Below are 26,849 nucleotides of genomic sequence, written 5' to 3'. Positions count from 1 at the left end.
CTTTTTATGTGGCATCAAATTGTGAAACGATCCGTTGTCCATCTGAAGTGGTCCATTCAAAACGAATGTGACTGGAGGCAGGGTCATGGTGACATTGAAGTGCAAGTGATTGCGTATCTGCCGAAAACTGAAAGAAAGAGACGCGCTGCAATGAATGAAAGGAAGAGAAGACACAATCATAGACGGAAAAACCAAGCTGCTTTGCCTGCTCAAGAATGTGATCAAAGACGTTCTCCGGTACGAACATGAGAAGATCGAGCCAGCCTTTGGCAAGGGACGCTGTATATTGAATTTTTTCTCCTCCTTGTACTTCTATTAGCTGCCCGTTTTCATGAAGAATCATGGAACCAAGCAATTCTCCTTTTGTCCATCGGTCGTTTTCCTTCAAACAGATCATTGTGCTTTGAAGACTTTCTGGCAGCATGATCTCTCCTTCTTCATCTTCAATCAGACAATGCCCGTTTTCAATGAGCAAATACCCGTTACACCATCTTCTGTTGCAGCGTTCAAGCTGCTTCATTCGATTCTCCATTTGCAAAAGCTCCTTTCCTCTTTCTTTTCTTACCAAATCAAGCCTGTCCTATACGCCGAGAAAAAAGGACAAATCAACTATCAAGGAGACGATGCATAAACTAAGAAAGGCTGAATGAGAACACTTGAGGAAAAACGGATGGGAGCTGATGATGATGTGTGGAATTACAGGCTGGGCAGACTTTAAAAAGCAGCTCATCCAACAGGATCATGTAATCAATCAAATGACAGATACATTATCTAAAAGAGGGCCAGATGATACAAATACATGGAAAAGTGAGCACGTTCTTTTTGGGCATAAAAGGTTAGCGGTGGTGGATGTAGAAGGCGGAAAGCAGCCGATGAAATATACACATCAAAACCATGCTTATACGATTGTATACAATGGAGAGCTCTATAACACGGAGGATATAAGAAAAGAATTGTTAAAAAGGGGGCACCGCTTTCTAGGGCATTCTGATACAGAAGTTCTTCTTCATGCCTATACAGAATGGAAGGAAGAGTGTGTCTCCCATTTTAATGGCATTTTTGCATTTGTGATCTGGGATAGTGAGCGTGAGTTGTTATTTGCAGGGAGAGACCGGCTTGGCGTTAAGCCATTTTTCTATACAGAACGTCATCATTCCTTCTTATTTGGTTCAGAGATCAAAGCACTTCTTGCTCACCCTGATATCAAAGCAAAAGTCGATCATGAAGGGCTGTCGGAGATATTTGGCTTAGGGCCGTCAAGAACACCAGGTCAAGGAGTGTTTAAAGGGATAAAAGAGCTGAGACCTGCACATGCCTTGACCTTTTCAAAAGGTGGTCTGCGCGTGTGGAGATACTGGAATGTCAAAAGCAAGCAGCATACCGACTCACTTGATGACACCGCACAGCACATTAAGCATCTCTTTACAGATGCCGTGACAAGACAGCTCGTCTCTGATGTGCCTGTATGTACATTTTTATCTGGGGGCGTTGATTCTAGTGCCATTACTGCCATTGCCGCTAAGCATTTTGAGAAAATAGGGAAAGCACCGCTTCATACGTATTCTATTGACTACGAAGGAAACGATCAATTCTTTGAGGCAAATCAATTCCAGCCTAATGCTGACGGTCCTTGGATTGATCGAATGACCAAAGCGTTTCAAACGAATCATCACAGCTGTGTCATTGGACAAAAAGAGCTTGCTTCGTATCTGAAGGAAGCGGTTGAGGTTCGAGACTTACCGGGTATGGCAGATATTGATTCTTCCTTACTTTGGTTTTGCCGAGAAATTAAAAAGGATTTCGTTGTTGGTTTATCAGGTGAGTGTGCTGATGAGATTTTTGGCGGCTATCCTTGGTTTCACATGGCAAATGAAACAAATAGTTTCCCTTGGATGAGATCGACAGAAGCAAGAACGCAGCTCCTGCAAGACTCTTGGCAAAAAAAGCTGTCACTTAAGGAATATGCACAAAGCAAATATGAAGAAACGGTGGCCGAAACGCCTCTTTTAGATGGAGAAACTGGAGTCGATAAAGCCCGGAGAGAACTTTTTTACTTAAATATGATCTGGTTTATGACAACACTGCTTGATCGAAAAGATCGAATGAGTATGGGTGCTAGTCTTGAGGTGCGTGTGCCATTTGCAGATCATCGCCTTGTCGAATATGTGTGGAATATTCCTTGGGAAATGAAAATGCATGGAAATCGTGAAAAAGGGGTTTTACGAAAAGCATTAGAGGGAATTTTACCGAATGAAGTGCTTTATCGAAAGAAGAGTCCTTACCCGAAAACACATCATCCAGCCTATACTCAGGCTGTGAAAGAGATGCTAACAAACTGTCTCGCGCAAAAAGATTCTGTACTTCACGAATTTTTAGATCCGCATCAATTAAAGCAGCTGATTGAAACGGAAGGAGCTTCCTTTCATGTGCCATGGTATGGCCAGCTCATGAAGGGCCCGCAGTTGATTGCCCATCTAGCACAGATTCATCATTGGTTTGAAACGTATCGAATTGATATAGAAGCGTAATACAGGGTCGGCTTTCTTGCACTTGTTGAAAGGAAGCCGGCTTTTTTGATACATAACATAAGACTTTTTGAGCACATCAAAAGTTGATCTAGTCTTTCTAATTTGTATAATTAACTTAAAGTGAATTAATTTGGAGGAAAAAGGATAATGAAAATCATTGTGATCGGAGCGGGACCAGGGGGACTTGCGGCAGCTATGATGCTTCAAAGCAAAGGACATGATGTTCATGTATACGAAAAACAGCCCTTTGTTGGCGGGCGTAACGCTAAGTTTCAACTTGGTGATTTCACGTTTGATACAGGTCCTACCTTTCTCAGCATGATTCATATTGCAGAGGAGCTGTTCACCTTTGCTGGTAAAAATCTTTATGACTATATTGATGTGATTGAATTAAAAGAGATGTATAGATTAATATTTCAAGACAATCAGCTGGATATGATTCGAGATCGTGATGAAATGTACAAACGATTAGAAGCCTTTGCACCGGGTGAGGGCGAAGGGTATTTAAGGTTTATGAAGGATACAAAGCGCAAAATGGATCGTCTGACACCAATTTTACAAAGTAAAATGGATCGCTTTCATCATTACCTTCGTCCGAAGGTGATTAAAGCACTTCCACAGCTTTCGCTAAATAAAAGTTTGTATGATGTACTGTCAGACTATTTCTCGAATGAATCAGTGAAATATGCCTTTACATTTCAATCAAAGTACTTAGGAATGTCGCCGTGGGAATGCCCTGGTGCGTTCTCAATCCTTTCGTTTATGGAGCATGATACAGGTGTTTTCCATCCGAAAGGCGGTGTCAATCAGCTGTCAGAAGCGATGGCAAAGGCGGCGGTTGAAGCTGGAGCAGCGATTCATCTGTCAGCTGGCGTCGAAAAGCTGCTCACGGAGGGAAGGAAAGTAAAAGGCATTCGTTTAGAATCTGGGGAAGAAATACAGGCAGATGAGGTTGTCGTCAATGGAGACTTTGCACATGTGATGACAAGGCTTGTCGAGCCAGGTCTTTTAAAGAAATACAGTGAGAAAAAACTAAAAAAGAAAAAATTCTCATGCTCTACCTTTATGCTCTATTTAGGATTGGATACCATGTACGATGAGCCGCATCATACCATTGTTTTTTCCGATGATTATGCTAGATTCGTCAAAGGCATTACGAAAACATATGAGCTGCCAGATGATCCGTCTATTTATATTCAAAATGCAAGTGTAACCGATGACTCACTTGCTCCAAAAGGAAAATCAGCTCTTTATGTGCTGGCTCCAGTTGCCAATAACCAAAGCGGTATTGACTGGGAAGCGCATCAAGATGAATTTAGAGAGCTTGTGCTGGATACATTGGAGCGGAAAACCGGCTTTCAAAATGTGAGGCAGCATATAGAAGTTGAGAGGATGATCACACCGACACAATGGGAGGAAGACCTTTACGTATATGAAGGAGCTACATTTAACCTTGGCCACCAGCTCACGCAGATGATGGTCCTAAGGCCGCACAATGAATTTGATGAATTAAAGCACTGCTGGCTCGTTGGAGGAGGCACACATCCAGGAAGCGGGCTGCCAACCATTTTAGAATCAGCGCGTATCACGACAAATGCCATTCTTTCAAAAGAGAAACATTCACACAAAACAATGCGGCATCAAGAAAAGGGGAGTGCCTCATGAAACAACATATATTGATTGCTGGCGGTGGTATTGGCGGAATGATCTCAGCGCTTTATTTAAAAAAAGCGGGACATGATGTCACCCTTGTCGAAAAAAATGAACGGCTTGGCGGGAGACTTGCTTTTGTACGTGAGAAAGGATATAAAGTAGATGAAGGTCCGACCATTGTCCTACTTCCTGACATGTTAAAAGGCATTTTACATGAGGTAGGAATTGACGATTCATCTCTTGATCTGTTGCAGCTTGATCCGCTGTATACCATTCAATATCAAGATGGAACCTCCTATACGAAATACTCTGATGCACGTCGTCAGCTAGATGAAATCAGACGTGTATTTCCAAAGGAAGATCAAGGGTTCCAGAGGTTTATGGAAGAAATGACGGATCGGTTTCAAGAAGGGCAGAAAGCTTTTCTAGAAAAATCATTTCACGAAAAACGTACATTTTTTACAAAAGCCAATATGAAGATTTTAATGAAATTAAAGGCGTATCGAACGGTACAAAGCGCTCTGAAAAAATATTTCTCAGACGAACGCCTGCGAGATGCATACGCACTTCAAACTCTCTATGTTGGGGGAAACCCGTATGAAGCATCGGCCATTTATTCGCTTGTTTCATATAGTGAGCATGCACATGGTATTTACTATATAAAAGGCGGTTATGCAAGTTTAGTAGATATATTGGAAGGGCAGCTCATCAAAATGGGTGTGCATGTAAGAAAAAATGAAGAAGTCACGCAATTGATGTTTGAGGGAAAACGGGCAGTCAAAGCAAAGGTGAATGATGAACATGTAGCCGCTGATGCATTTGTGATCAATGGAGATTATCCAGCTGCGTTAAAACAGTTTGGTTTAGACGAACAAGATCGCCGGAAATACGTGCCGTCCTCTGGCTGTGTGATGGTGTATCTTGGGTTAAACAAGATGTATCATGAAGCACCTGTTCATCAATTTTTTATGGGAGAACACTTTGATCAGCATATGAAAGAGGTTTTTCAAACAAAAACGATTCCTCAAGACCCGTCGTTTTATACATTTAATCCATCGATCATTGATCCATCTCTTGCCCCAGATGGCTGTAGTGTTTTATACATGCTCATTCCCGTTCCTTCAGGTGATCATATCAACTGGGAAGAGGAGCCAGAGTTTGTCGAGAACATGGTGGATGTCCTTGAGAAAAGAGGCTTTCCGAGATTGCGAGAGTCGATTGTTTGGAAAAAGGTCAGAACACCAAATGATTCCTTGCGAGAAGGATTGTTTGAAGGCGGCAGCTTTGGACTTGCGCCTAATTTGTTTCAATCAGGTGTCTTCCGCCCGCAAGTGAAGGTCAGTGAGACAGACAATCTTTATGCGGCAGGTGCTTCCATCCATCCGGGCGGCGGAGTGCCGATCGTGATGCAAAGTGCGAAGCTCATGACTTCTGTACTACTAAAAGATTTGAATGATAGAAAGGAAGTGAAGCTAAGTGGTTGATGTACAAACAGCATTAAAAGTGTGTGAGGAAACCATTCAAACCCATTCCAAAACGTTTTACCGGGCCTTTTCCATGCTGCCTAAAAAGAAAAGACAGGCCGTCTGGGCCGTGTATTCTTTTTGCCGGAGAGCAGATGACATTGTAGATGAGTCGCCTACGCCACAAGAGGACCTTGCATCCTTTCGGGAGACGTTTGATCGATTTTTACAAGGTGAGGTAGACCGGAATGATCCGATATGGGTGGCGCTAGAGCATACATTTCAAGAGTTTCGGATGGATGAAGCCCCGTTTCGTGACCTGCTCCAAGGACAGGAGATGGATTTAGAGCAGCAGCGATACGAAACGTTAGATGAACTGCTCATCTATTCCTATCATGTTGCTAGTACCGTTGGACTCATGCTCCTTCCCATTATTGCACCACGTAAAAAAGAGCAGCTAAAAGAAGCAGCCATTTCGTTAGGGATCGCTATGCAGCTAACCAACATTCTTCGAGATATTGGGGAAGATCAGGCTGAAAGAGACCGCATTTATTTGCCAAAGCAGGTGATGGATCAATTCGGGTACACAGAGCAAGAATTGCAGGAAGGGATTGTCAATCAAGCCTTCCAGCACGTCTGGGAGTACATTGCCTTTGAGGCAGAGGCATACTACGAGGAGTTTTTTGACCATCTTCATGAATTCCCCCTATATTCACGTATGCCGGTGAAAGCAGCAGCCCACTTTTATAAAGCCATTTTAGATAAAACAAGAGAAAACGAATATCGCGTCTTTACAGAGCGAGCATTTATTTCAAAACAGGAAAAAGCACTTATTTTAGAAGATATTAGATAAAAAAAGGACTGCACCCGCAGTCCTTTTTATGTGGAAGAAAAACGATACTCCGTCCATACTCTGGAACGCCAGCGCCTATACATGAAGATGCCTCTGACCCATTCATCCACGATAAAAGAAATCCAAACTCCGATGAGACCCATTTCAAATTGAATGCCTAACAAATAAGCGATCGGAAGCCCAATTCCCCACATTGAAATCATCGCCATATACACTGGAAACTTCGCGTCACCAGCAGCCCGCAATGAATTAATAATGACCATATTAAAAGAGCGTCCCGGCTCTAAAATGATCGTCAATAGGAGAAGTGTGGCGGCGATTTGAATGATTTCATGATTGCTAGTGAAAAACGTAAGCAAATGCGTCGATGATAAAGATAAAGCAGTGGAAGAAAGAAGAGAGATCGCAATAGCCCAGTATAAGCTTTTCATACATCTGCGGTAGGCCGCATCGAATTCTTTCGCCCCAATATGGCGCCCGATTAAAATCTGTGTGCCTTGGCTAATCGCTGCACCAAATAACATAATAAACATCATCAAATTTTGAGTGTAGACCTTTGCTGCTAAAGCCTGCGTCCCCATAAATGTAATAAACAGTGTAATGATCATTTGAGAGCCGTTATAAGAAAGCTGCTCTCCAGCAGAAGGAATGCCAATTTTTAGCAGCCTTTTTAAATGAGTCCGCTGGATGTGAAACATGCTCTTCAGCGAAAAGCGCAATCCAATTCGGCGGCGGACAATGAGAATCATCGCCATCAATCCGATCAATCGAGCAAGCGAGGTTGAAAAGGCAACACCCATGACACCTAATACCGGAAAACCAAACGGACCAAAAATGACCAAATAATTGCCGGCAACGTTTAGCAAATTCATTCCGATGGTGACATACATCGTGTCTCTTGTATATCCGTAGCTTTTTAAAATAGCACTATACGTCATAATAAGTGCTTGAATAAAAGAAAGCAGCCCGACAATTTGTAAAAAGACCGCCGCATCCGGCATGAGTTCACTTGATAAGCCCATCATGTTCAGAATGGGAACAGCTAACATAAACATGAGGAGACTAATGAAAAAGCTGATCAAGAAGTTGGTCCCTAGTGAGACATAGGCGACTTGAGTCTCTTCCTGCTTGCGGTCAGCTCCTAGAAGCTGCGCAATCACAATGGTCGTTCCTGTTGTAATGAAGCTGAACATGACAATTAATAAATTCAGGAGCTGGTTGCTTACACCTACTGCGGCCACACTGTTATCAGAGTATTGGCTGAGCATAAGTGTATCAGCGCTTCCCATGAGCATATATAAAGAGATTTCGATAAAAATAGGCCAAGTTAATGCAAATAATGAAGGGTGCGTTTTCTCATCTTTGGCTTGAACCTTTTCATATGACAGGGTTTGAGATTTCATCACATAGCCCCCTTTCGTATAAATCCGATTTATAGTGTACCTTGCATAGACTATAATAAGAAGAGATGAAACCGAAACTTATTGGAGAAATACGACTTCATAAGGGGATGAATATGAATCGATTTATTACATTTACTGTACCGCCGTTTCCTATTTATATAGCTTCAGGTAAAGGGATATTTCACCAAGGAGAAAGACATATCTCAAGAACCTTCACTGTATTTGATCTTCTCTATGTCACAAAAGGTGAACTATGGATGACAGAGGACGAGGAGGCTTTTCACGTAAAAGAAGGTGAATATATGATTCTCTCACCGGGCTTGTCTCATGGCGGACATCTGCCATGTGAAGAGGATACCCACTATGAGTGGCTTCATTTCTCAATTGATCGGTTTGAGCTGACGAACCGGCCGAGAGAACACTGGATTGATATGAAACAAAACCAAGCCACCTTCGAAAAGCCGGCAACATATGAATTTAGCCTGCCTCGTTTAGGAAAAGTGAAGGGACGAAGTGTGTTAGAAAAACACCTTTCAGTGATGAGCGCACTAAATCATGATGCATCTGAACTTCCGCTGAAAAAACAGCTTCTATTTGAGGAACTGCTCATTCATCTGCAAAAGGAAGCATTCCATATTCCAAGTGCAAAGGAGACTGTCGCATCAGAAGTGGTTCACTTTCTTGAGCATCACTTTATGGAGAAATTGCACATGGAGCAGCTTGCAGAGAAACTGCACTATCATCCTGACTACATGACAAGGTGTATGCAGACGGTGTATGGATTGACGCCAAACCAGTACAGCCATCGTCTCAAGATCGAAAAAGCTAAAAGCATGCTCGCCTCAACAAATGAAAAAATCGCAGCCATTGCAGAGCATGTAGGTATTGACGACCCTACTTATTTTTCTAAGCTGTTTCGACAAAATGAAGGCATGACGCCGATTGAGTACCGTCATCTAGCAAAAAGAACGACAAAGTAAAGGAACGTGAACAGATGAAAAGAGAAAAGGAAGAGCTTGTGAACATACGTCCATTAACCGAAACGGACTTAGAGGTGGTGTGGCATTTAAAATTTAAAGCACCAGACCAGTCCTATCGAAAATGGAATGCCCCTTATTTTTATGAACACGAAATCCCGCTTTCTGCATTTAAGAAACGTTACTTACAGGATGAATCCATTCCCCAAAAGCTATATGGCATTGAAATAGACGGTGATATCAAAGGTACCGTATCATATTATTGGGAGAATGAACGTACACGGTGGCTTGAATGCGGAATTGTCATTTATGACTCACGCTTTTGGAGTGGGGGCATTGGGACAAAGGCATTAAATCTATGGATTGATGTATTATTTACACATATTGATATCCCTCGAATTGGTCTAACCACTTGGTCAGGGAATGAACGGATGATGCGGTGCGCAGAGAAATGCGGATTTGTTCTTGAGGGGAGACTGAGAAAGGTTCGTTATTATCAAGGAGAGTATTATGATTCGATGCGCTACGGAATGCTGAGAGAAGAATGGCGATGCCTCCCGCGCAATATCCTCTGAATCATTATTTTTTAGGAAAAAAGAATCATATAATGGAATAAACTGAAGAAGAAGGGTGGCAGATGAATGTGGGCTGGATAACTGGATGGTTTGTTTCTATTTTAGTCGCAATCTATTTACTGATAGATGCACCAAAACATGGAAAAAATAAATGGTTATGGTCTATTTTAGGTCTTTTATTCGGGCTCTTTGCATTTGGGATATACCTCATCAAAACAGGAAGAAAAGGATTGGGCTGGACAGTTCTGATCGTGTCCATCATCATCTATTCTATTGTTATGCTAGTCTATGTCTTTTACTTCCTGTTGCTGATCATCGGATACTCAAACGCATCATAGAGAGCGCGTATACATAATAAGGGGGAGTTTAATCTTGAGAATAACGGGTCTATTCGTTTCACTTGCTGTTGCCATCTATTTATGGTTTGATGCACCAAAGCATCACAAAGACAAATGGCTGTGGGCCATTTTAGGCGTGCTTTTTAGTACCATCGTACTCGGCATTTATTTGATCAAGACAGAGAGGAAGGGGCTGGGCTGGACGATCTTGATCTTAACCATCTTGTTTTATCTCATGCTGCTCATCTCTGTTTTAATCGGTGTTATTCTTTTTTATCAGGCGCCTTCATGAAGAAGGGCCTTTTTCTTTTACCTTTTGAGCCGGTACACCAGCAATGACGATCTGCTCTTCATGAAAGGAATGATTCACCACGGCATTTGCTCCAATTGAGATATGATTTGCGATATAAATGTCTCCAAACAGCTTAGCACCGGGTCCAATCCATACGTGATCTCCAATGGTTGGTACATCCTTTTCGGAATGGTTTTGACCAATATTCACCCCTTGATGAATATCACAAAATGCCCCAATTTTTGCGTGCTTATTCACAATTAAGAGGCCAGTATGATTGATTCTAAGGCCGGGGCCAAAGACGCCAATCGGGATATCAAAGCCAAGCTGAATCCCTTTCTTTTTATGTAAATAGCGGTAAAACCATTTGCGCAATGTAGCGCCGCTATTAGAATAGTATTCATATTTTCGTAAATACCTTTGATATTTCCATATATCGTCCCCAAACCACTTCGGCCTTCTGCGAGTGATCGCTAACGCTTTCTTATCTTGCGTTAAGTAATGGTGAAGATCATGCTTTGTTAAAATCATCAAATTTCCCTCTCCATTCCCTTATGTTTCAGAGAAATTATACCATCCAAACCATTTATATCAAGAAAAAACAGTGTGATTTCTTCAATTTTCTACTTCATTTCATCCAAATTTCTGCATAAAATGAGCGTTTTGAATTGAATAGAACAAATGAACCAGGAAAATTGATTTGTAATTTTTTTCAATGTCAATCCGTCTCATGCGTTCCACCTCCTTATGGCAGTAAGGTTTGTAAAAATTACTCGAAAATACTCACTAAAAAGAGAATATTGTATTCATATGCTTTTCGAATCATCTTTTTGAATACAATTGACTTTCCTATCTCACATCCTCTAGGCTAATAAATGAAAATGATAATCTTTATCAATTGGAGGAGTGTTTTATTATGTCCATCAAAACCGTTTCTAAAAATCAGCAATTTTTAGAGCAGCAAAGTCAAAGAGAATCTAATGCAAGGTCTTACCCGAGACGGTTCCCATTAGCCATGCAAAAAGCCGAGGGCATGATCGTGACAGATGCGGATGGCAGAGAGTTTTATGACTGTCTAGCAGGCGCAGGAACACTTGCACTTGGTCACAATCATCCGGTTGTGATAGAAGCTATTGAACGTATGCTTCATGAAAAAAGACCATTGCATACGTTGGACATAACCTCAGAAATTAAAGAAGAATTTGTGAATGAGATTTTTTCTCACTTACCAGAAGAGTTTGCAAAGAGAGCAAAAATTCAATTTTGTGGACCAACTGGTGGTGATGCCATAGAAGCTGCGATTAAATTAGTCAAGACAGCGACAGGAAATCGTTCCATTCTTTCTTTCCACGGTGCTTATCACGGTGCGACACATGGCACGATGTCATTAAGCGGGAATTTGTCTCCGAAGGAAAGAGTACAAGGGTTAATTCCAGATGTGCATTTCATGCCTTATCCATATGAATATCGCTGCCCATTCGGAATTGGCGGTAAAAATTCGCACCGCATTTCCAGCTCTTATATTGAGCGTGTATTAAATGATCCTGAAAGTGGTATTCTTCCGCCAGCAGGTATGATCTTTGAAGCAGTACAAGGTGAGGGAGGCTCAATTCCAGCATCTATTGAATGGATGCAAGAAATGAGAAGAATCACAAAAGAAAAAGGCATTCCGCTCATTATCGATGAGGTGCAATCAGGCATTGGCCGAACAGGTAAGATGTTTGCCTTTGAACATGCAGGAATTGTGCCAGACGTCATTGTATTATCTAAAGCCATTGGTGGAAGCCTGCCGCTTTCAGTTGTGATTTATGATAAAGATTTGGATCAATGGAATCCAGGTGCACACATTGGCACATTTAGAGGAAATCAAATGGCGATGGCTGCAGGAACCGCTACGCTTAAATTTATAAAAGAAACCAATCTGCTTGATCATGTAGAACAATTAGGAGATCGCATGCAGGCTTATCTAAAAGACATTCAAAAAAATGTACCTGCTATCGGTGATGTTAGAGGAAGAGGATTAATGATTGGTGCTGAAATAGTTAATCCAAATGAAAAGCAGGATGTGGATGGAAGTTATCCAGCAAATCCTGAATTAGCCAGTCTCATTCAAAAGAATTGCTTCGATAAAGGCTTAATTGTAGAGACGGGAGGCCGTTTCGGTAGCGTCATTCGATTCTTACCGCCATTGATCATGACAGAAGAGCAGCTTGAACAAGTCATCGCTATTTTCAAAGAGGCCGTTTACGATGCAATCAACTAAAGCTTCTGTGGATTCATTATTTATCAATCAAAGCCAGCTTGGAAGAGAGTCTTTCCAAGCGGCTCTTCATACATCTATCGACAGCTTACTGGACCAGTGGCAAAAAGACCAAGGCCCCTATAGCGGAATATTGCCTGGGAAATTAGCGGCTAGTGTCGAATCCTTATTTCAGTTTCACCCGTCTGGCGAATCAATAGAATCTGTCTTTCAAGATATAAAACAGCACCTTTTGCCGCATCTCGTTGATGTATCGCACCCTAAATGCTTGGCACATTTGCATTGCCCGCCGCTTATCCCTGCTCTTGCCGCAGAGGTGATGGTGAGTTCCTTTAACCAATCAATGGATTCCTTCGATCAAAGCGGTATTGCATCTTTGGTTGAGGAGGAAATTCTAAAGTGGCTATGTGCGAAGTTTTCTTATGGAAATCTAGCAGATGGGACATTTACGAGCGGTGGCACCCAATCTAACTACATGGGGCTGCTTCTTGCAAGAGATGCATTTTGTGAAAACACATGGCAATGGAATGTTCAGCAGAAAGGCTTGCCGAGTGAGGCTCACCGCATGAGAATTCTTTGCTCTAAGAATGCTCACTTCACTGTGAAGAAATCTGCATCCCAGCTAGGCTTAGGGGAGCAGGCAGTTGTTCTAGTAGAGACGGATGAGCAGCACCGGATGGACCTCAATGATTTGAAGAAGAAACTTGTTGAGTTAAAGGAGCAGGATCTCCTGCCTTTTGCGGTAGTGGCGACTTGCGGGACAACTGATTTTGGCAGTATTGACCCGGTTCGAGATGTGTATGACATCGTCAAGCCATATGGTCTGTGGATTCATGCAGATGCTGCCTACGGTGGAGCGCTTGTATTAAGTGAAAACTACCGAGATAAATTAGACGGTGTTGAGCTTGCTGATTCCATCACGATTGACTTTCATAAACAATTTTATCAGCCGATCTCTTGCGGGGCATTTTTGCTGAAGGATAAGAGACATTTCGGCTTGATCCATTATCATGCAGATTATCTTAATCCAAAAGAAGATGAACTGGATGGAATACTACATCTTGTCCATAAATCTGTCCAAACGACGCGCCGATTTGATGCACTGAAATTGCTTCTTTCTCTTCGTCTGATTGGGGAGGAAGGGTTTGGAGACATGATTGACCATACCATTGATTTTGCGAAGGATGTGGCTGCGCTTATCGAGGGCAATGATCACCTTGAAGTGATCAATCCTGAGCCAGAAATCAATGCAGTAGTGTTTCGATTTAAGGGTGCGGATGACATCAATAAAATCATCCATCGAACGCTATTCAAATCAGGAACTGCTGTCATTGCAAAAACAGTGGTGGATGGTCAAACATGCTTGAAATTCACTTTGTTAAATCCGAGAACGACAATCACACATATTGAGGAAATCCTTTCTGACATCGTTGATATCGGGATCGCTCATATTCAATCCGGGAGGGTACTACGTTGAGTCAATATAAACAAATGGCTGAAAATGCAACAATGCAAAGCTTTTTAAACTGTTTTTTACGTGAAACAGGAATCGATCGATCTGCAAAAAAAGAGACGAAAGCAGATGGTTCGCTTGTATTCGTGGCAAAACTAGCAAAGCAAGACCTTGAGCTTGTGATTCCGATCCGATACTTTTCATCTGTAGGCCGCCATCTCTTTGATTTTCCGATTCGCTTTCGTCCGAGTGGCACCCAGCAAGAGGGGACGATCGTCGATTACACGACACTTGTTGCTTTATGTTCAAAGGAGCTTCTCATTGCATATGGCCGCACAGATGCAGAGGATGAATTCATGCTTCGCATCATTTTAAGCTGCAGAAATATTGAACGATTCTTACGGGAGAGAGAAAGTGATCAAGCTGCTTTATCTCAAGCTGATTTTGAGTACATCGAGGCTGAACAGTCACTTCTCCTTGGACATTTAACACATCCAACACCAAAAAGCAGACAAGGGATGACAGAAGAGGAGGAAGCCGTTTATTCTCCTGAGCTGAAAGGAGCTTTCCAGCTTCATTACTTTAAAGCGCACCATTCGATTGTGCTTCAGGATTCATCTATTTCACAACCTGCGGCAAGCCTCATGTTAGAAGAGCTTTCGCGTCAGGTTCCAGAAGAAACAGAGAGACTGAATAGGTTAACAGAAAACGGAGAATATGTGCTTATTCCGATTCATCCGCTGCAAGTCAAAGTGGTCATGGAGAAGGCATTCGTGAAGCGTTATATAGAGGAGGGGAAACTGACTTATTTAGGACCGCTCGGGTCTGAATACACAGCGACCTCATCCTTTAGAACGGTCTATCAAAAGGATTCTGCTTACATGCTCAAATTCTCTGTTCCTGTGAAAATTACAAACTCGTTACGCATCAATAAACAGAAGGAACTGGATCGAGGAGTAGAGATGTCCCGCATCTTAAAAACAGAATTAGGCGTTTCTTTATATGAAAAATTCTCTGGATTCCGGGTCATTGAAGATCCTGCATATCTCTCTATTCGAGGAGATGAAGCGGAATCTGGCTTTGAAGTGGTCATTCGTCAAAATCCATTCTTGCATCGTGAAAAAGGCGCAAGCTTAATTGCTGGGCTGTGTCAGGATCATGCGTACGGAGGAAAATCAAGGTTAGCAGGAATTATTCATAAACTTGCAGATACAGAAGGCCGGTCAACAGAAGCGGTCAGCCAAGATTGGTTTAAACAATACTTAACCATTTCGTTAAAGCCGATGCTCTGGCTGTTTGAAACATATGGTCTTGCACTCGAGGCCCATCAGCAAAATGCTGTGGTGCAAATGAAGGATGGTTATCCAGAGACTTTCTATTATCGTGACAACCAAGGCTACTACTATAGTGAATCAAAAAAAGATAAGCTCGCAAATCTAGTTCAAAACTTGAGCGTAAGAAGTGAAACCATTTGTGCGGATGATGTAGCCGTTGAGAGACTCCGTTATTATTTCTTCTTTAATCATTTATTTGGTCTCATTAATGGCTTTGGCACAGAAGGACTAGCAAAGGAAGAAGACTTGCTGGCACTCGTGAGAGATACATTGCTTGCTCATGAGGAGATGTACGGAGCTTCTGATCTGACAAACAGCCTTCTCCGTTCAAAAGAACTTCCTTCAAAAGCGAATTTGCTGACACGATTTGAAGATATGGATGAGCTGACAGGATCTCTGGAAACACAGTCTCGTTACACAGCTGTCTTGAATCCGCTCTTTTTACATAAGGAGGCGCTGATTGGATGAGGCATCGTATTAGGTTTATTCGTGCTGAATATGAAAGAGACGTCCAGCTTGTCCATAAGTGGATGCAAGAAGAGTATGTTCACCCATTTTGGCATTTGAATATTCCATTTCCTGATTTTAAAAAGCATTTTTATCAGGCAATACATGATCCGCATCAAACCCTTTATTTAGGCACGATTGATGGGACGCCAATGAGTTATTTTGAGGCTTATAACGTCAAAGGGGATGTCATTGAATCCTACTATGAGCCTTCTCCGCATGATCAAGGCATTCACCTGTTAATAGGGGAGCCGGATTATGTGGGAAAAGGATTTGCTGCGCCGCTCCTTCAGGCAATGACAGCATTTCAATTTGAGCAGAACAAACGAACAGAAAAAATCGTCGCTGAGCCGGATATTCGCAATGAAAAAATGATTCATGTATTTGAAAAATGCGGCTTTGAACGTGTAAAACCAGTCACTTTACCGGATAAAACAGGTCTTTTGATGTTTTGTGATCGAGAACGATTCGAAAGGAAGTATAACCATGACGCGGTTCAACAAGCAAAATAATATAGTGGATGTAATTGGGATCGGCATTGGCCCGTTTAACCTCGGACTTGCCGCATTATCTGAAGAGGTAAATGAAATCGACGCTTTGTTTTTTGAAAGAAGTGAAGCCTTTCACTGGCACCCAGGGATGCTCATTGAAGGAACGACACTGCAAGTCCCATTTTTAGCGGACCTTGTCAGTATGGCAGATGTGAAAAGCAAATATAGCTTTCTCAACTATTTGCAGGAACAAAACCGTTTGTATTCATTTTACTTTCTAGAGGACTTCCATATCCCGCGCAAGGAATACAGTCATTATTGCCGCTGGGTCGCTGACCAGTTAGACTCTTGCCGATTTGGCATGAATGTCGAATCTGTCTCACTGATTGAAAAGGCAGGGGAAAAGCGGTATGAAGTGCATGTCCGTCATGTGAAGGATCAAGCTGTAGAGGTGTTTGAAAGCAAACATCTTGTCTTGGGAATTGGCACGCAGCCCGCAGTGCCGGCATCGCTCCAGCCAGCTTTAGGAGAGAAGGTTTTTCACTCAGCTGACTATTTAAAACGAAAGAAAGAAGGCTGTTTCAAAGGGAAATCTGTAACAGTTATCGGCTCTGGTCAAAGTGCAGCAGAAGTGTTTTATGACATTTTATCAGATGATGAAGCGAAGGATATTCACTGGTTCACACGGTCAAAAGGATTTTTCCCAATGGAATATTCAAACCTAGGGCTTGAGTATTTCTCCCCTGACTATATTGATTTCTTTTATGAGCTTCCGCAAACAAAAAAGGATGCGTTATTAAAACAGCAAGACTTGCTGTATAAAGGCATCAGTTCGGCGATGATTCGTGATATTTATCATTTGCTTTATGAACGTTCTGCCTGCGGAACGGAGCTGAACACAGTGCTTCAAGCCATGACGGAGGTCAACTTGATTGAGGAAACAGCGGGCGGATTATCACTTTCCTGCACGCAATGGGTCAACGAAGAATCTTTTACGCATGAGACGGATATTGTTGTATTGGCGACTGGCTATCAATCCGTTCTGCCGCCATTTATCAACCCTATTTCCCACCATATTCAATGGGATGATCAAGGACGTTTCCAAGTGGAACGTGAATATCGTTTGAAAACAAATACGATGGGTGAAAATGATATTTTTGTACAAAATGCAGAGCTTCATACACATGGGGTCGGCGCTCCTGATTTGGGGCTGGGGGCTTATCGAAACAGTGTGATCATCAATGAACTTGCTCGTCAAACCGTGTATCCACTTTATCAAAAGCACGTCTTCCAGACATTTGGTACACACAAGAACGCACACACATTTGAAGAAATCAAAGGTTAAGGAGGATGAAGCGATGAGTGTACAAGACGAATTGAAAAAAGCGGTGAATCCTGCTGCTTGGAAAAAGGCAAACCAGCGTATGGTGGCAAAAATGCTGTCCGAATACATGTATGAGGACATGCTTCATCCTGTCGAGCTGGATCGTAAGGATGGCATTGCCCAGTATGAATTAATCATTCATGAACATAAGAAATATCGTTATCTGGCAAAACCTCGGTTGTTTGATAGTTTTGATACAATCGCTGAATCAATTGAGTGCTGCCAGGATGGAAAATGGTCAAAGGATGTCAGTGCCATTGTGTTTTTACTAGACATTCAGCCGATCATTCCAATGTCCTCTGACACAACAGGCCATCTTATCAAAGAGCTTCACCATACTTTGTTAGCCGATGTCCATTTGCTGTCGAAAAAAGCACTTCGTGCGGATGAGCTGACAGATACGGATTATGCATGGATTGAAGGAGAAATGACAGGCCATCCTTGGATTGTGTATAACAAAGGGCGTATAGGATTCAGCTACGATGATTACTTAGCCTATGCACCAGAACGTCAAGAATGTGTACAGCTGTCTTGGATTGCTGTACACAGGGAGCTTGCGACATTCCATGCAGTCGATCATGAAAACTATGAACAGGTAATCGCCAAAGAATTAGATGAAGTCACGATTCGTCAATTTCAACGTGTGTTAAAGGATGAAGGACTGAATGCAGCTGACTATTATATGATGCCTGTCCATCAGTGGCAGTGGACGCATATGATTATTCAGCATTTCCCGGAAGATTTAGCCTTGCGCCGGATTGTGTATTTAGGAGAGGGGCTGGATCAATATATCCCGCAGCAGTCGATCAGAACCTTTACAAATATCTCAAATAAAGGCAAGCATCATATTAAACTGCCAATGAGTATTTTAAATACACTTGTGTACCGTGGACTCCCATCAGAACGTACGGTCATTGCCCCGCGCATTACAGCACATATTAAAGGGATTGCTGATCAAGACTCATTTTTATCTGATGTCTGCCGCGTCATTTTACCAGGTGAGAATGCAAGTATCAATGTCGATCATCCATACTACAGCAAACTGCCTGGTGCGCCGTATCAATATCTCGAGATGCTCGGTGTCATTTTTAGAGAAAGCATTTATACGTACTTAGAAGAAGGGGAAAGCACTGTTACACTTGCGGCACTCACATATGAGGATCATGAAGGAGAGCCGTATATCAAGCAGCTGATTGAAAAATCAGGTCTCTCCGCAAAAGAATGGATGGCGAAGTTTTTCCATGTCGTGATGCCGCCACTTTTGCACTTTATGTATCAATACGGCACAGTCTTTTCACCGCATGGTCAAAATACGATTCTTGTGTTAAAAAATCATGAGCCGCATCGTTTGGCGATCAAAGATTTCGTTGATGATGTGAATATAAGTGACCAGCCGCTGCCTGAATTAGCTTCATTAGAAGAAGATTTAAAAGAAGTGCTGCGCAGTGAGCCGCCAGAAGGTCTAGTGCAATTTATCTTTACAGGATTATTTATTTGCAATCTTCGTTATGTATCCAATGTATTAGACAATCACGATCTGTTAGATGAAACGACTCTTTGGCGTTTGCTTGCTGAAGAAATTCAGCAGTATCAAAATCAATTTCCACAGCTAAAAGACCGTTTTGAATTATTTGATCTATTCCAGCCGAAGCTGACAAAGCTTTGCTTAAATCGTAATCGAATGATTGATTATGGCTATGGAGATGGAGATGACCGCCCGCATGCATCAGAGCATGGAAAGGTCACAAACGCACTCGCTCATGTTCTTTCGACAGTTGGAGAGAAGTAATAGAAAAGCTGTAGACATCAAGTATCTACAGCTCAGCGTGTAGACAAACCCTCGCATTCGCCCGCAGGTCTGCTCGCCGATGCTCACGAATGTCAAATTCGCTCCGCTTCGGTGCTCGTCCTTCCTAGACTGCGAAGGTTTTCAGGTCACGCTGAAAAGAAGGCAAAGAGCTAAAATAAAGATCATTTTAGCTCTTTGTCAACAATCTAAAGCTGTAGACATCAAGTGTCTACAGCTTGTTTGTTTTTTAAGAAAATGCTTGAGAGGCAAGGAAATAGAATAGGGAGGGATCATTTAGTTTTTCTTTCCCGCGAATCATCATGAAATGAGCTACGTTTGTTTTCGTAAATCCTGCTTCAACAAGTGTTTCATGCAGGTGTTCGGCAGTTTCTTCCTGCATATCTATACGAATTGCCCCTGAATAAGACGAGATGAGTGATTGGATGAGCGTGAGAGCGGTTTGTTCATCGTTTGCTGTAAGCGGTCCAATCATGAGATTAGCAGGGGTTTCGATGCCAAATGCAAATCCAGTTGTTTCATGATGTTCATTCTGTGCGATCAGCCGGAACGATGCTCGATCCATTCGCTTTCTTATAAAGCTTGATCGATTGGTACCTGAACCTTTTTCGTCAAGTGCTTCAATAGACGGAAGGTCCGCTTCATCAGCAGGAGAAAGGTGAATCCCACCTGACACACGAAAAGCCGATGGATTCGTGCTCTGTGCTTTGTATGTATGAATGTAGCCGGCCGTTTGAAATCCGATTTTTTCGTAAACGGGCTGTCCTTGTACAGTAGCAGTTAAAACGACAGGAACGCTTTGATCGCTCCGGCGAAGCAGGGTGTCAATCATTTTCCGTGCAAGGCCTAAGCCGCGATGCGTCTCAGATACAATCACAGCACCAATTGATGCTGCCTTATCATATTGGAAAAGTCCCGCACATGAGATGACTTGTCCATCCGTTGTTGAAAAACCGGTAAAATATCCGTTTGTTAATAGAGATGTAAGCTCATCCGCATTGTAATCAGGCCAATCGACCTCTTTTGACAATGCGATAAGATCGGGTATGTCATCGAGTGTTAATGTTCGTTGTACAACGTTTGTCAATACACGCCACTCCTTCTTAGCTGATTTCATCTATATGTATCGTACCATAAGAAAGCATAAGAAAAAGGAAAAGGGAGATCCTTTTCCTTTTGTCCTCTTATTAATAATTCAGGTCACGGTTGTATTCATATTCAAAGGTGAGCTGCAAGTTTTTAATCGACACGACACCTATTATAATTAATCGTCCACCGATAAGCTGAGGGACCTCTATGGCGTTGAAAGAAACAAAAAAGCGGTCTTTTGCTGGAACCTGGCTTGTTTTATAGGAAGAGATATCAACCTTTTGACCGTTCCATGGTACATTCACTGCTCCGCCTTTTAAAGAAGAAACGGTGAAAACATAATTGTGTGCGTTTGTACTGCCTTTATCAGCCTCTAATGAAAGACCAGTTATGACAGCATCCTGCGGCAGACTGCTTAAATCAAAATTAGAATTTGGAGAACCGGCTTCATTGAAGCTGTTGAGTGTGGATGGCGACCCATATCGTTTGAGTGTTGCTTTTTCAATGCTTTTATCAAAGACAATGCGGTACATTTTATCTTCTTCATTTAGTAATTGTTTAGGCTTAACCGCTAGGTAGTAATCCGTACTGGCGGCAATTTTCGGCATATGAATGATCTCATTTTGGTTGTATGTCCGCACAGAGGAAGACACAAGCCCGCCGTCCTTATTGTAAAGATAGAGATCGAAATCATTTCCTGACTTTACATTCACAAGTTTAATGGAAAAACGACCGTCCGCACCATCAAATTTGGAACTGGTGAAATGGTAAAAGTCGACGTCATTTATAGAAGAAATACTTCCCTCGTGATATAAATAAGATTTATTCAAATAAAGAGAAGGCTGCAGGAACTGAGCTTTTTCCATCGTATCATTGTTGGCATAATCACTGTCTGGATACTGGTGCTCCAATTCTTCTGTATAATTTTTTGTTTGTTTCGTAGATGCTTCACTTGCTAGTGCAGGTGATTGGAAGAGAGAGGCAGCGATGAAGAGGCCGGCAAGCAGTAAAAAACCAATTTTCTTTTTAAACATGACAAACATCTCCTATTCATTCATTTTCTTTCATTTATATTATCGGTGAATTATTGTAAAAATTGATATTTATTCCATTTATATGACAAAAAAGAACCCCCAATCACGGAGGTTCTAGATTTAATGAACATTAAAATATCGAGCTTCAGGGTGGGAGACGACGATCGCTGAAACAGATGCTTCAGGTTCCATCATGAATCCTTCTGTCAGGTGGATGCCGATTTTTTCAGGCTGAAGCAGCTTGAACAGCTTTTCTTGGTCCTCAAGATTTGGACACGCTGGATAACCAAAGGAATAGCGCTGCCCTTGATATTTCGCTTGGAATCGTTTTTCCATTGTAAAATCGACTGGGTCAGGGAAGCCCCATTTGTCACGAATCACTTGGTGGGTTCTTTCAGCTAATCCTTCTGCAAGCTCAAGTGCCAGAGCTTGGACAGCATGCATTTTTAAATAATCTCCTTCCTGCTTAAATTGCTGCGCGACTTCACGTATACGCGCGCCGGCTGTGACGGCGAATAAGGCAATATAATCTTTCTCGTTTTCATCACTTTTCCGTACATAATCAGAAATGGAGCGGTTCGGGAGCTTCTCCTGCCTTGGAAATTGGAACGTTTCAATGATGCGGTCAGGCTTTTCGGGATCATAAATATGCAAATCATTTACGTCTGAACTGGCAGGGAAGAATTGATACACAAATGCAGGCGCAAACCAGTTTTTCTCTCTGCCTTCGTTTAGAAGATCTGTGACAAGCTGTTTTAATTCCAATGCCTTTGGGTGCTGTTCAGCTAATAAGGTTTTGACCTTCCCCTTTAAGCCGAGATGATGACCAATGAGCATTTGTTCATTCACATAAGGCATAATATGATGCAAATCGATGTCCCTCACATAATGGCGTGCGGTATCTTCTGGCGTAAATACCGGTGCCTGCGGGAGGGCTGCGCGTTTTTCTAGTAATTCAATGACAGCTTTCGGCTGCTTTCCTTCTTTCTCCTTGAAAGGTGCAGCTGGCTCCTCTTCAGGCTTTGTTTGAAATTGCAGTGGATTCGCTTTTAACTCATTGGCTAATGACAGACCGTCCATGGCATCTTTTGCATAAAGAACAGGTCCATCATAATGAGGCGAAATTTTCATTTTCGTAAATTTACGAGAAAGGGCAGCACCGCCGACCAAAATAGGAACAGAAATATTGACCTTTTGTAAATCCTGAGCGGTTAGTACCATTTGCTGTGCGGACTTTACAAGTAAGCCTGATAATCCGATCATATCTGGTTTTTCCTTTTGCACAGCTTCAATCAATGTTTGAGGTGTCACCTTGATGCCGAGGTCGACCACTTGAAAGCCGTTATTGCTCAAAATGATGTCGACAAGGTTTTTCCCGATATCATGGACATCTCCTTTTACGGTCGCAAGAAGAATCTTTCCTTTCCCGCTCGCATGCTGCTTTTCCATATATTGCTCAAGGAACGAAACAGATGCTTTCATGACCTCTGCCGATTGAAGCACCTCGGCGACAATCAGTTCGTTTTGATTAAAAAGACGACCAACCTCAGCCATTCCCTGCATTAACGGACCATTGATAATATGAAGCGGCGATTCATATTGCTCCAATGCAAGGGATAGATCATCGATGAGACCTTCTTTCGTTCCTTCGACGACGTAGAGCGCCAGCCTTTCATCAAGTGATAAGGAGACCTTTGGTTTTTTCTCCGTTTTCTTTTTGCCGCGGTAAAATTGGGTGAATTCAGCCAGTGTTTGGTCATTTGTTTCATAAAGTAAGGTCTCAGCTAGTTTGATTTCTTCCTTTGGAATGGAAGCGAAGCGTTCAAGCTTTTCTGTATTCACAATGGCATAGTCAAGCCCTGCTTGCACGCAGTGATACAAATAAACGGCATTTAAGATTTCTCTGCCTACAGGCGGAAGTCCGAAAGATACGTTGCTGATGCCTAAAATGGTGAGGCACTCAGGCAGGGTTTCCTTGATCATTTTAATGCCTTTGATCGTTTCTTCAGCGGCGCCAATATATTGCTCGTCTCCAGTGCCTACGGGAAAGACAAGCGGATCAAAAATAATGTCACTTGCGGGAATTCCATATTTCTTCGTTAACAAATCATGCGAACGTACAGCAATTTCAAGCTTTCGTTCTGCTGTCACAGCCATTCCTATTTCATCAATTGTGCCAACAACAAGTGCACCGCCATATAGCTTCACAAGGGGAAGAATCTCTTCAAAACGTTCCACGCCGTCCTCAAGATTAATAGAATTGATGATGGCTTTCCCTTGAGAATAGGTGAGTGCCTTTTCAATCACGTGTTTATCCGTTGAATCAATGACAAAAGGGGCTTTCACCTTTTTCATGGCTTCTTGTAAAAAGCCTTCCATGTCTGCTGCCTCATCACGGTCTGGATCAGCCAGACACACATCAACGACGTGAGCGCCATTTTTCAACTGAGCACGAGCAATTTCTGCTGCTTCTTCAAACTTTTGTTCCGCAATGAGCCGTTTGAATTTGCGAGAACCAATGACATTGGTCCGTTCACCTACAAAAAGAGGACGCATTGAATCCTCATAAATAAGGGGCTCAATTCCTGATACGGTATGCTGCGGTGATCCTCGAGTTATATGACGCGGCTGAAGCGTGCGTACTTCATCTGACAATGCTTGAATATGTGCAGGTGTCGTTCCACAGCAGCCGCCGACAATATTTAACCAGCCTTCCTTAGCAAAGGCGGCGATTTTTTTAGCAAGAGAAGCAGGGGATTCATGATATTGGCCTTCTTCATCTGGGAGACCAGCATTCGGATAGCAGCTCACCGCTGACTTTGCGATGGAGGAGAGCGTGCGGATGTGGTCTGTCATAAATTCTGGACCAGTCGCACAGTTCAGGCCCACACTGATGGGTTTCATATGCTCAAGAGAGATATAAAAGGCTTCGATATCCTGACCAGCAAGGGTGGTGCCCATCGGTTCAATCGTACCTGATACCATGAGTGGTAATTGAATGCCCGTCTGCTGAAAGGCTTCCTGAATCCCTTTGAATCCAGCTTTTACATTCAGCATGTCTTGGCTTGTTTCTAAAAGAAGGGCATCACACTTTCCGTCAATTAGAGCGCGGGCCTGTTCTTCATAGTTTCTGACGAGCTCACTGAAGGTTGTGCCGCCTGTTACAGACAATGTTTTCGTTGTTGGGCCCATTGCGCCTACAACAAAACGTGGCTTATCCGGTGTGGAGAAACGGTCTGCTTCAGCCTTTGCCAGCTGCGCAGCTCGAATATTGAGTTCATAGGCAAGGTGGCCAAGCCCATATTCATCAAGGACGAGCTTTGTCGCGCCGAACGTATTTGTTTCAATGAGATCGGCACTTGCTTCGAGGTATTCCCTATGGATCGCACGGATGATGTGAGGGGCTGTCACATTCAAATACTCGTTACAGCCCTCATACTCTTCTCCGCCAAAGTCCTCTGCTGTCAGGTTGGCGTTTTGAATCATTGTGCCCATTGCACCATCAAGGACGAGGATGCGTTTTTTGAGCTGTTCAGTGATAGTTGACATGGATGTTAGACTCCTTTTCTTTCTGATGGATGTAGGTGGTCAGTTCTGCTGTTAAATCTGATCGAAGGAAAGGGGTAATTAAATAAATGCCATTAAATAATTCGCAGGCTGTATCTAATAAAGAGCGGGCAATCGCTAAACCTTCTGCTCGCTGCTTTTCTTTATCCTCGCCAGCCTTAGCCATAATGTCACGAATAGAATCAGATAATTTGATGCCTGGAATTTCGTGATGAATAAACTCTGCATTTCGGCTGCTTGTTAACGGCATAATGCCGATGTAAATTGGTTTATCCAAGTGGCGGCTTTCCTCATGAATTTTCACAAGCTGTTCTTCAGAATAAACAGGCTGTGAAATAAAATAATCAGCGCCGTATTCGATTTTTTTCTCAAGACGTTTGACCGCTTTATCAATATGACGCACATTTGGGTTAAACGCGCCAGCCACTGAAAAATTGGTCTTTTTGCCAAGAGGCTTGCCTGAGAAAGAAAGGCCTTCATTAAATTGTTTGATGAGACGAATCAAATCAAAGGAGGTTAAATCATACACAGATGTTGCACCTGGGAAGTCTCCAATTTTAGATGGATCGCCTGTGATCGCTAAAATATCGGTTAATCCAAGGGTGTCGAGCCCCATTAAATGGGATTGTAGCCCAATCAAATTACGGTCGCGGCATGTGATATGAACAAGAGAACGCATATCAAGCTGCTGCTTTAATAATGCGCCGCAAGCGACATTGCTAATGCGCGGAGTCGCAAGAGAATTATCGGCTAACGTCAACGCATCAATGCCAGCATTCTTTAATTCATTTGCAGCAACGAGAAATTTTTCGAAGTTCAGCTTCTTCGGTGGATCGAGCTCTACGATAATCGATCGTTTTTTCACAGCCAGCTCATCAAGACCTGGCTCAGTGCGCTGATCTTGGATGGAAATGATTTCTTCTTTTAACACCTTCACTTCTTTTTCAGTGATCGGTGCTAAATCTTTGACCGCTTCAGCCATTGCGCTAATATGCTGAGGTGTTGTTCCGCAGCAGCCTCCGATAATGCGTGCGCCCTGATTTCTAAATTCAAGTGCACTTTTTCGGAAATAATCGTTATCTGTATCATAGACGAGTCTGCCTTCTTCAAGAGACGGAAGACTGCTGTTAGGATAGACAGATAAATGCGAATTTTCTAAAAGTGGAACGCCCTCGAGTGCCTGAATCATGTGATAAGGGCCCAGCCTGCAGTTGATGCCGACGACATCTGCGCCAAGAGATGATAACTCAGATAAACCATCCTTCAGCGGGGTACCATCTTGCAAAACGCCTTGTTCATGCATAGAGACGTTCATGACAATCGGGAGAGTCGTTTCTTTGCGAGCAATTTGGAGAACAGCCTTTGCTTCTTCTATGTCATAATACGTTTCAAGCAATAACCCATCAGGCTCTTCATTTAATAGGATGTACAGCTGCTCTCTAAAGCTTCGTTTGATTTCTTCTATAGAGTAGGCATTTTTGTTAAACGTTCGAATGCCGCCAATTGTTCCGAGTACATAAGCAGAGCCAGCGGCTGCTTTTGCAATTTGTACCGCTTTTGTATTGATGCGTTTCGTTTCTTCCTCTAAGCCGTAGCGGGATAGTTTAATATAATTCGCACCGTATGTGTTCGTTTGGATGATGTCAGCGCCTGCCTGCACATATGCCTCGTGCACGCGTTTCACTTCATCCGCTTTCGATAAATTTAATTCTTCAAAACAGCGGTCAATGCCGTAAGAGTATAAAAGTGTTCCCATCGCTCCATCAGCTATCAGTACGCGATTTTGTAAGTCTTGTAATAGGCCCATTGTATTCCTCCTTATTTCTATATAACAAAAAAAG

21 protein-coding genes are annotated in these 26,849 nt (G+C 42.6%); 14 read left to right on the top strand and 7 right to left on the bottom strand.

The window, feature by feature from the left end; all coding sequences use genetic code 11:
- Positions 1 to 4 precede the first annotated feature (4 nt).
- Positions 5 to 532 (bottom strand): DUF2777 family protein, encoded by a 528-nt coding sequence (locus ACP69X_RS08925; RefSeq protein ID WP_305960946.1) that lies wholly within the window; start codon positions 530 to 532, stop codon positions 5 to 7.
- A 154-nt stretch (positions 533 to 686) separates the two neighbouring features.
- Here ACP69X_RS08925 and asnB point away from each other — a divergent pair, with 154 nt between their 5' ends.
- The 4 genes from asnB (at position 687) to ACP69X_RS08905 (ending at position 6,497) form a co-directional block, all read left to right on the top strand.
- Positions 687 to 2,528, top strand: coding sequence for an asparagine synthase (glutamine-hydrolyzing) (gene asnB / locus ACP69X_RS08920; RefSeq protein ID WP_426052612.1), 1,842 nt, complete (start codon positions 687 to 689; stop codon positions 2,526 to 2,528).
- A gap of 147 nt (positions 2,529 to 2,675) precedes the next feature.
- Positions 2,676 to 4,193, top strand: a complete 1,518-nt coding sequence (locus ACP69X_RS08915; RefSeq protein WP_426052611.1) for a phytoene desaturase family protein — start codon at positions 2,676 to 2,678, stop codon at positions 4,191 to 4,193.
- A complete protein-coding gene (locus tag ACP69X_RS08910; RefSeq protein WP_426052610.1) occupies positions 4,190 to 5,665 on the top strand; it encodes a phytoene desaturase family protein in 1,476 nt (491 codons plus the stop codon). Before ACP69X_RS08915 ends, ACP69X_RS08910 begins: the two co-directional genes overlap by 4 nt.
- A complete protein-coding gene (locus tag ACP69X_RS08905; RefSeq protein ID WP_024425091.1) occupies positions 5,658 to 6,497 on the top strand; it encodes a phytoene/squalene synthase family protein in 840 nt (279 codons plus the stop codon). Before ACP69X_RS08910 ends, ACP69X_RS08905 begins: the two co-directional genes overlap by 8 nt.
- Positions 6,498 to 6,523: 26 nt before the next feature.
- Here ACP69X_RS08905 and ACP69X_RS08900 read toward each other — a convergent pair whose 3' ends face one another.
- Positions 6,524 to 7,900 carry an MATE family efflux transporter gene (locus tag ACP69X_RS08900; RefSeq protein WP_426052609.1) on the bottom strand — a complete coding sequence of 459 codons (1,377 nt, stop codon included), beginning with the start codon at positions 7,898 to 7,900 and terminating at the stop codon, positions 6,524 to 6,526.
- 113 nt (positions 7,901 to 8,013) lie between these two features.
- Between ACP69X_RS08900 and ACP69X_RS08895 the strand changes: the two genes are divergently transcribed.
- The 4 genes from ACP69X_RS08895 to ACP69X_RS08880 all read left to right on the top strand — a co-directional run bounded on the left by ACP69X_RS08895 (position 8,014) and on the right by ACP69X_RS08880 (position 10,082).
- Entirely contained in the window at positions 8,014 to 8,880 is an 867-nt protein-coding gene (locus ACP69X_RS08895) for an AraC family transcriptional regulator (RefSeq protein WP_041089750.1), read from the top strand.
- Between the two features lie 14 nt (positions 8,881 to 8,894).
- Positions 8,895 to 9,452 carry a GNAT family N-acetyltransferase gene (locus ACP69X_RS08890; protein WP_041089752.1) on the top strand — a complete coding sequence of 186 codons (558 nt, stop codon included), beginning with the start codon at positions 8,895 to 8,897 and terminating at the stop codon, positions 9,450 to 9,452.
- A gap of 62 nt (positions 9,453 to 9,514) precedes the next feature.
- Complete coding sequence (locus tag ACP69X_RS08885; RefSeq protein WP_059374898.1) at positions 9,515 to 9,790, top strand: hypothetical protein; 276 nt, start codon at positions 9,515 to 9,517, stop codon at positions 9,788 to 9,790.
- A 34-nt stretch (positions 9,791 to 9,824) separates the two neighbouring features.
- Entirely contained in the window at positions 9,825 to 10,082 is a 258-nt protein-coding gene (locus tag ACP69X_RS08880) for a hypothetical protein (protein WP_039177699.1), read from the top strand.
- On the opposite strand, the gene ACP69X_RS08875 is transcribed toward ACP69X_RS08880, so the two are convergent.
- Positions 10,077 to 10,613 carry a serine O-acetyltransferase gene (locus ACP69X_RS08875; RefSeq protein WP_073979862.1) on the bottom strand — a complete coding sequence of 179 codons (537 nt, stop codon included), beginning with the start codon at positions 10,611 to 10,613 and terminating at the stop codon, positions 10,077 to 10,079. The genes ACP69X_RS08880 and ACP69X_RS08875 overlap by 6 nt on opposite strands.
- 385 nt (positions 10,614 to 10,998) lie before the next feature.
- On the opposite strand from ACP69X_RS08875, the gene ACP69X_RS08870 reads away from it, so the two are divergent.
- The 6 genes from ACP69X_RS08870 to ACP69X_RS08845 are packed head-to-tail and all read left to right on the top strand — an operon-like array spanning position 10,999 to position 19,300.
- Positions 10,999 to 12,345 carry an aspartate aminotransferase family protein gene (locus ACP69X_RS08870; protein WP_269103974.1) on the top strand — a complete coding sequence of 449 codons (1,347 nt, stop codon included), beginning with the start codon at positions 10,999 to 11,001 and terminating at the stop codon, positions 12,343 to 12,345.
- Positions 12,332 to 13,819, top strand: a complete 1,488-nt coding sequence (locus tag ACP69X_RS08865) for a pyridoxal phosphate-dependent decarboxylase family protein (protein WP_426052608.1) — start codon at positions 12,332 to 12,334, stop codon at positions 13,817 to 13,819. Before ACP69X_RS08870 ends, ACP69X_RS08865 begins: the two co-directional genes overlap by 14 nt.
- A complete protein-coding gene (locus ACP69X_RS08860; RefSeq protein WP_041089760.1) occupies positions 13,816 to 15,597 on the top strand; it encodes an IucA/IucC family protein in 1,782 nt (593 codons plus the stop codon). The genes ACP69X_RS08865 and ACP69X_RS08860 overlap by 4 nt, the downstream gene beginning before the upstream one ends.
- Positions 15,594 to 16,148: a GNAT family N-acetyltransferase gene (locus ACP69X_RS08855; RefSeq protein WP_426052607.1), complete on the top strand. Its 555-nt coding sequence runs from the start codon at positions 15,594 to 15,596 to the stop codon at positions 16,146 to 16,148. The genes ACP69X_RS08860 and ACP69X_RS08855 overlap by 4 nt, the downstream gene beginning before the upstream one ends.
- A complete protein-coding gene (locus ACP69X_RS08850) occupies positions 16,123 to 17,472 on the top strand; it encodes a lysine N(6)-hydroxylase/L-ornithine N(5)-oxygenase family protein (RefSeq protein ID WP_041089765.1) in 1,350 nt (449 codons plus the stop codon). The genes ACP69X_RS08855 and ACP69X_RS08850 overlap by 26 nt, the downstream gene beginning before the upstream one ends.
- A 13-nt stretch (positions 17,473 to 17,485) precedes the next feature.
- Positions 17,486 to 19,300, top strand: coding sequence for an IucA/IucC family protein (locus ACP69X_RS08845; protein WP_338527644.1), 1,815 nt, complete (start codon positions 17,486 to 17,488; stop codon positions 19,298 to 19,300).
- Between the two features lie 247 nt (positions 19,301 to 19,547).
- Here the strand turns inward: ACP69X_RS08845 and ACP69X_RS08840 are convergent, their stop codons facing one another.
- The 4 genes from ACP69X_RS08840 to ACP69X_RS08825 all read right to left on the bottom strand — a co-directional run bounded on the left by ACP69X_RS08840 (position 19,548) and on the right by ACP69X_RS08825 (position 26,815).
- Complete coding sequence (locus ACP69X_RS08840) at positions 19,548 to 20,405, bottom strand: GNAT family N-acetyltransferase (RefSeq protein WP_426052606.1); 858 nt, start codon at positions 20,403 to 20,405, stop codon at positions 19,548 to 19,550.
- Between the two features lie 100 nt (positions 20,406 to 20,505).
- Positions 20,506 to 21,441: an anti protein gene (locus ACP69X_RS08835; RefSeq protein WP_426052605.1), complete on the bottom strand. Its 936-nt coding sequence runs from the start codon at positions 21,439 to 21,441 to the stop codon at positions 20,506 to 20,508.
- Between the two features lie 120 nt (positions 21,442 to 21,561).
- Positions 21,562 to 24,990: a methionine synthase gene (gene metH / locus ACP69X_RS08830; protein ID WP_426052604.1), complete on the bottom strand. Its 3,429-nt coding sequence runs from the start codon at positions 24,988 to 24,990 to the stop codon at positions 21,562 to 21,564.
- The gene (locus tag ACP69X_RS08825; protein WP_426052603.1) at positions 24,974 to 26,815 is read right to left on the bottom strand and encodes a bifunctional homocysteine S-methyltransferase/methylenetetrahydrofolate reductase; all 1,842 of its coding nucleotides are present in this window, start codon (positions 26,813 to 26,815) and stop codon (positions 24,974 to 24,976) included. The genes metH and ACP69X_RS08825 overlap by 17 nt, the downstream gene beginning before the upstream one ends.
- Positions 26,816 to 26,849: the final 34 nt, after the last annotated feature.

The sequence above is a fragment of the Bacillus sp. DC4300-2b2 genome (assembly GCF_049895685.1).
Classification (GTDB): domain Bacteria; phylum Bacillota; class Bacilli; order Bacillales; family Bacillaceae; genus Bacillus; species Bacillus safensis.
This window is presented reverse-complemented; position numbering and strand designations above follow the sequence as displayed.